The sequence below is a fragment of the Sagittula salina genome, assembly GCF_017813235.1.
In the GTDB taxonomy this organism is placed as follows: Bacteria; Pseudomonadota; Alphaproteobacteria; order Rhodobacterales; family Rhodobacteraceae; genus Sagittula; species Sagittula salina.
In genome coordinates, this window is the sequence record NZ_JAGISH010000029.1 from 1 (window position 1) to 6237 (window position 6237).

General features: G+C 61.0%; 4 protein-coding genes, 1 tRNA gene and 3 pseudogenes. 2 read left to right on the forward strand and 6 right to left on the reverse strand.

Annotated features, from left to right (window positions below; all coding sequences use genetic code 11):
* Positions 1-258: 258 nt before the first annotated feature.
* From J5474_RS22285 to J5474_RS22295, 3 genes are all read right to left on the reverse strand, one after another.
* Positions 259-603 (reverse strand): hypothetical protein, encoded by a 345-nt coding sequence (locus J5474_RS22285; RefSeq protein ID WP_209364198.1) that lies wholly within the window; start codon positions 601-603, stop codon positions 259-261.
* Entirely contained in the window at positions 603-1307 is a 705-nt protein-coding gene (locus J5474_RS22290) for a ParA family protein (protein WP_209364199.1), read from the reverse strand. The genes J5474_RS22285 and J5474_RS22290 overlap by 1 nt, the downstream gene beginning before the upstream one ends.
* A 313-nt stretch (positions 1308-1620) precedes the next feature.
* Positions 1621-2649 (reverse strand): replication initiator protein A, encoded by a 1029-nt coding sequence (locus tag J5474_RS22295; RefSeq protein WP_209364201.1) that lies wholly within the window; start codon positions 2647-2649, stop codon positions 1621-1623.
* Between the two features lie 418 nt (positions 2650-3067).
* Here J5474_RS22295 and J5474_RS22300 point away from each other — a divergent pair.
* Positions 3068-3868, forward strand: a pseudogene (locus J5474_RS22300) (transposase); the annotation flags it as partial.
* Positions 3869-3887: 19 nt separating this feature from the next.
* Here the strand turns inward: J5474_RS22300 and J5474_RS22305 are convergent.
* Positions 3888-5029, reverse strand: a protein-coding gene (locus tag J5474_RS22305) for an IS3 family transposase (RefSeq protein ID WP_209364202.1) whose coding sequence is annotated in 2 segments (ribosomal slippage) — positions 3888-4789 and positions 4789-5029 — 1143 coding nt in all. Because the reading frame shifts where the segments join, the coding sequence is not laid out codon by codon here.
* Between the two features lie 58 nt (positions 5030-5087).
* Here J5474_RS22305 and J5474_RS22310 point away from each other — a divergent pair.
* Positions 5088-5414 (forward strand): annotated as a pseudogene (locus tag J5474_RS22310) (integrase core domain-containing protein); the annotation flags it as partial.
* A 241-nt stretch (positions 5415-5655) separates the two neighbouring features.
* Here J5474_RS22310 and J5474_RS22315 read toward each other — a convergent pair.
* Positions 5656-5799, reverse strand: a pseudogene (locus tag J5474_RS22315) (IS3 family transposase); the annotation flags it as partial.
* Between the two features lie 273 nt (positions 5800-6072).
* A tRNA-Met gene (locus J5474_RS22320) sits at positions 6073-6149 on the reverse strand.
* Positions 6150-6237: the final 88 nt, after the last annotated feature.

Consider the following 6237-nt stretch of genomic DNA (forward strand, 5'->3'; position numbering starts at 1 on the left):
GCGTATCTACGACCACCAAACAAAAGGCGCAAGCGATTTCTTCAAAAAAATCCCAATGCCCAAACGTCAGGGAGGGGCCTCCGTTGAACGGGGCTCGACACAGACGTCGGACAGGGACTTACCCCTTGATACAGCGGGACAGGCGGTCTCTTTGGAGCAATAAGACCCCTGCGCAGAACATGGACGGGATCTGGTGGTCCCGCTTCGGGTGCTGGGGTAACCGGGATAAGAAGATATCCGACGGTCAGGCGCTCACGTTCAAACGTCCCCGCCCTGCCGCTGCTCGAAGCTGTCCATCAGGATCTCCAGCATATCGTAATAGGCCCGACGGTCGTCCCGGCAAAGCTTTCGGAAGCGGTCGAGCACGGTGCGTGGCCCCTTGAGGTTCAGTTGTCCGTCGGATGCCGCCTCCCGCGAGGGGAACTGTGACACTGCATCGACTGCACGACGGGTGTCGGCGGCGCGGGGGACGGGCTGCGGGGCGGGAGTCGGCTCCACCCGCCCTTCCTGTCCCCGATCCCGCTGCATCCGGTCGGATCGCGGCGCGAAATCGTCCATTTCGTCGAAGCTCGGTATGCTCAGGGCTTCGCGGTCGCCGGCCATCACGCGGCCCTCCCCGCCTGGTCGGTTTCCTGGCCGTCCCGGATGGCGCGCAGCTTGCCTATGACCTCTGCCCGGAACGCCTCCACGTTCTCCAGCGCCTTGTCGAGCCCGTTGACCAGCTCTGGCGACATGTCCGCGACCGCGCCCCCCATGGAGAACATCGCGGCAAAGGCGTCGCGTTCGTGGATTTCCGTGGTGAAGCAATCGATATGGGTGTTGTCGCGGAACTGCGCCGCAATGTGCCGCGCGGTACGCGACTTCACCGCCGCGCGGCTCTGGGTGAGAAGCACGGCATAGGGGATGCGGCGCCGGGTGGCCTTCATGTCCCGGTGAATTTCCTGGATCACGTCCAGTGCGGCAAGCGCGTCCTGCTGCTGTTCCTTCATTGGAACGACGACGAGATCGGATTGAGAAATGGCGTAGGACATCAGGCGCGAGGCGGTGCCCTCCAGATCAATGATGACGAAGGGATCGCGCGCCGCTGCCTCCTCGATCTCGTCGAGAATGGTTTTCTCGGAGGCGTTGGTCACCACCGTCAGCGCCTCGGGCTTGCCGGGCTTTTCCGCCCAGGTGGTGATCGGATGCCGGGGATCGGCGTCGATCAGGGTGGTGGGCCTGTGGGCGGCAAGGGCTTGGGCAAGGAGGAGTGCGCTGGTCGTCTTGCCGCTGCCCCCCTTCGAGTTGGCGAATGCGATCACCGGCATGGCTGGAGTCCTGTATGCTGTTTCTGACTGCTCGTGTTCTTTCGGCGCGTCACGCGCACCGTGTGCCGGAACCTTAGCATAGGCTAGGGTAGCCTACCAAGGGGAACCGTCCACTACGGTAGGGTAGCCTACCGCATGGTACCTAACGTTACCCATGGGTATCTTGGACTTGACCTTTGCAGGGGAGGGCCGAGGTGAAATTGTCTTCCTGAGACATTCGGCTCCCCGGCACGGGCTGCCCCGTCGCCCTCAGGTACCATCGGCTACCCTACCCCGGGGGACCTTATGGTAGATCAGGGGTGGTCAGGTCCGCTCATGGCGTTCCGCGGCGCGCTGCCCACTTGCGGCAGAATCCGAGGAAGGCCATCTCCGGGTTGCGTGGCATCTCCGTGGCCCAGTCACGCCACTCCGCCTCGATCATGCGCACGTCCCAACCCGGCGCCGCCGCGCGGGCCATATCGTAAACGTCCGGGTCGAGCGGAGGAATCGAAATCGCAGCGCCGGCCCCCGGCCCCAAGGTCCCGCGAGAGCCGGCAACCAGATGGTCCCTCTCCTCGTCGATGCGGATGCGGTAGTCCGGCATATGGTTGTATTCCTGGTCCTCCTTGGCGATGGCGGCAACCAGCCGGCGGAACTCCCTGAGTGTGGAGCCGGAACCGCATTTCTTCTGCAGAACCTCCATCGAAACGCGCCATTCCTTCTGCCGCCCGCAGTGCTTGCGCGCCAGTTCGTAGATGCGCCGTTCCAGCGGCTTGCGCAGGCGGAAGTACTCGCGCGAAAGCGTCAGGACCTCCTGCGCGCGGATGGCGTTGAACACCCAGTCGGAAAGTTTGACCTCGACCTCCTGCATCCGCCCGTCGCGTGTTTCGCGCACGATCCGCGCCCGCTCGATGAGACCGAAGGTCTCGAAGATCTCCTGCCCGCCGGTGTTGATGTTGGTGGAGATCCGCGTGCCTGCCAGCCGCTCCATCGCCGCCTTGAGCAGGCTGTAACCACGCCCCGTAGTCATGCGGTTGGTCGCCTTCAGCAGGTCCGCGGCCTGGAAACGGATCACCTGCTGCGGCTCCTTGCCTTTGTTCATGCCCTTGATGAGCGAGGAAATGCAGTAGATCAGCACGTCCCGGTCGTGCACCGTCGCCAGTCCGTCGATGGAAGGCTTGATTTCGACGGTCATGCCGTTGTGCTCGTATTTGCGCGGGCGGGTGTCAGGCTTCGTCGAGAGCGAGAAGATCGGGTGTTCCATCGACGCCACGTCGCCTTTCGGCGCGGCATCGAGAATGTCGCAGACGAAAAAGTCACCTTGGGGATGGCGGTCGGGCAGAAGCGGCGAGTGGTCGGCCATGGCGGGTCCTTTTCGGGCGGTATCTGTGCGGAAAACGACACTTCACACACAGGTCACCCTAGAACGACACTTCACACACGCCAAGGGGTAAACGACACTTCACACACAGGTCACGAAAAGGCTTCTGGCTTGACGGGCGGAGCCCACCCCTACCGTGAAATCCATCAAGCGGAAAGCCCGCTTGAGAATCACCACTTTACACACGGAGAATCACCACTTTACACACGGAGAATCACCACTTTACACACAGGGCATTGTAAGAACCATTTGATAATAAAGGAATAAATCGGGATAAATCCGAGCGTAACACTATATTTAACACATATCTAACACTCTGAGGGTCAAAAGCGGTGACCTGCCCCCCGCAAATTCCCTCACCATGAAGTAGGGTCTGCCCAACCTATGTAGGAGCAGGCGAATCCGTAAGAGCCGTTTCACCGAGGCGCAAATCATCGGGATGATCAAAGAGCAGGGTTCAAGCGTTAAGCGATTGATCTAGTGGATCAATCGTAGCGCCGAACGGGATGCCGACAGCGGAGGTGTGCCGCCGGCACGGCCTGAGCCCGGCGACCTGTTACAAGCTGAAGTCCAAATATGGCGGCATGGAGGTATCGGAGGCCGCGCGGCTGAAGACGCTCGAAGATGAGAACGCCAAGCTGAAGAGGCTGCTGGCCGACACGATGCTCGACAATGTGGTTTTGAAAGATCTGCTGGGAAAAAGCTGACGGCACCGAAAGAGCGGCGAGAGGCAGCGCTCAATGCAATGCGGGATCATGGCAAACGCCGCCGGTTCGGCTACCGGCGGATCGGCGTGCTGCTCGAGCGCAAAGGCATGATCATGAACCACAAGAAACTCTACCGCCTCTACCGCGAAGAAGGCCTCGCGGTGAAGCGGCGGCGGAGCCGCAAGCGCGCCCGGGGCTCGCGCACGCCGATGCCCCAAGCCACACAGCCCAACCAGCGCCCCCTCTCGGCAGATTGCCTCGCAATCGCCTGCCGGGCAATGGGATCTCTGGACTTCCTGGCTGACAGCTTTGGTGCCTCGCGGAAGTTCCCCATCCTGGCCGTGAATGATGACTGCTGCCGGGAAAACCTGTGCCTGGCGGCGGACACCAGCATTTCAGGTGAGCGCGTTGCCCGGGAGCTGGACGCCCTCGTCCGGGTTTACGGAAAACCCACTTGCATTGTCAGTGACAACGGCACTGAATTCACCAGCCGGGTGAATAGTCCCGAGTTTCTTAGACGCCTTCGTGTCTCAGTTTCTGCTGCCGCTCGAAGTCGGCGGGCGACAACATTCCGTTCCGCGCGTGCTTGCGCTTCGGGTTGTAGAACATCTCGATGTAGTCGAACACGTCCCGCCGCGCTTCTTGGCGGGTCCGGTAGGTGCGGCGCCTGATCCTTTCGCGCTTGAGCAGGTTGAAGAAGCTCTCGGCGACGGCGTTATCGTGGCAATTGCCGCGCCGGCTCATGGAATGCTCGAGGTCGTGGGCTTTCAGGAAAGCGGCCCAGTCCATGCTTGTGAACTGGCTGCCCTGATCCGAATGGATCAGCACCTTGGCCTTCGGCTTCCTCCGCCATGTGGCCATGAGCAGAGCCTGGAGCACGACGTCAGTCGTCTGGCGCGACTGCATGGACCATCCGACCACGCCGCGTGAGAACAGATCGATGACCACCGCCAGGTAAGCGAAGCCCTCCTGCGTCCGGATGTAGGTGATGTCGGTCACCCAGACCTTGTCCGGCACCTCCACGTCGAACTGCCGATCCAGGGTGTTGTCGACCACGACCGAGGGTTTACCACCATACTTGCCTGGACGGCGCTTGTAGCCGATCTGCGCCGTGATCCCGGCCAACTTGGTCAGGCGCGCAACGCGGTTCAGACAGATGTTTTCACCCTGCTCGAGAAGATTGTCGTGAAGCTTGCGGTGCCCATAGACCTTGCCGCTTTCGACCCAGGCCTCCTTCAGCATCTCGGTCTGGCGGGCGTCTTCCTGGGCACGCTTACTCAGCGGTGCCTTCAGCCACGCGTAGAACCCGCTCGGCTGTATGCGCAGGCAACGGCACATGGCCCTGACAGAGAACTGTCCGCGATGCTCGGCCACGAACGCGTATCTCACTTTGCATCCCTGGCGAAATACGCGGTCGCCTTTTTTAGGATATCCCGCTCCTCCGTCACTCTCAGGAGTTCACGCTTGAGCCGACGGATCTCGGTGTCCTTCTCCGCCTCTCCCGATGACGCCTTCGCGAACTTCTTCTTCCAAGCGTAGAGCGAATACGCGCTGACCCCCAGACGCTCCGACACTTCCCTGACCGGGTAGCCTCGCTCGGTGATCTGCGCGACCGCGTCCCGCTTGAACTCATCGCTGAACTTGCTGCTGCTCATCATGGCCTCCTTGCCTCAAAATTAGCGAAGAAGGCGTCCACGATACTCGGGGCTATTCAGGGCAATCCTGAAATGGGCCGATGGGAACGGCGTGGATTGGCACTACATCGACCCCGGAAAACCGCAGCAGAATGCCTTCATCGAGTCATTCAACGGCAGCCTGCGGGACGAACTCCTCAATGAAGAGCTGTTCGATACCCTGGACGATGCCCGCCGCAAGCTGGCGCTGTGGCGCTACGATTATAACAACGTCAGGCCGCACTCTTCGCTGGGGAACAAAACGCCCAGGCAAGCGCGGCAGGCGCTTGAGCTATTTCAGGGCTCCGCGCTTGCCAAGCCCGAAACTGACGACTACCAAAATCAAACCCGCAGACTCTCGTCATGAGCGAGGGACCAGCGGGGGGCCGGTCACCGCGGGGATCGTGGAGGCGCATTTCGGGCATGTTGAACAGATTGCTCGAATACTGTTAAACATGGAAGCCCGGACTGCGCCCTGCCCCGCCACTTCGCCCCAGCGCGGACTCTTTCCGTTTAACACTATTAGCAATAGTGATAAACGGGTCTACCTCTGCGGGAGACCCGCATCTCTCGTCATGTCCAGGGGGCTTTGACCTGCCACTGAACTTTCATCCAGCCGCGACCGGAGCCCGGTTGGTATTTACGCCGGTTGGCGCGGGTTGAGCAATCGCCCGACGCGCGGAGCTTTCATCTCGCGCAGCGGGGCGGGCGATTGCGATGGTCAGGGTCTGCGCGTAGTCGGCTGGGGTCTTGCGGCACAGGTCCGCGCACTTTGCGCCTGCCTCGTGCTCAGCCAGAATGCCCCCTCTCGGCAGCATTCTGCGAATGCGCCTGCCGGGCAGTGGATGATCTGCTCGTCCGTGAATCTCGTTCGCTTCATTGTCCGTCCTCAAGTCGGGGCGGACTCTCATCGACGGTGGAGGATAAATCCCGTGGCAGGTCAAAGCCAGGTCAGACCTCTTGTTGGCCTGTATTTTGGACAGCAAAAAGCCGCGACCCTTTTGGGTGCGGCTTTTTGCTGAAGCTGGTTGCGGGGGCAGGATTTGAACCTGCGACCTTCAGGTTATGAGCCTGACGAGCTACCGGGCTGCTCCACCCCGCGCCATTCAATTGATAGTATAGAGACAGATTGCGTTTACTAGGTTTGGCAGTTACCTACTCTCCCACGTCTTGAGACGCAGTACCATTGG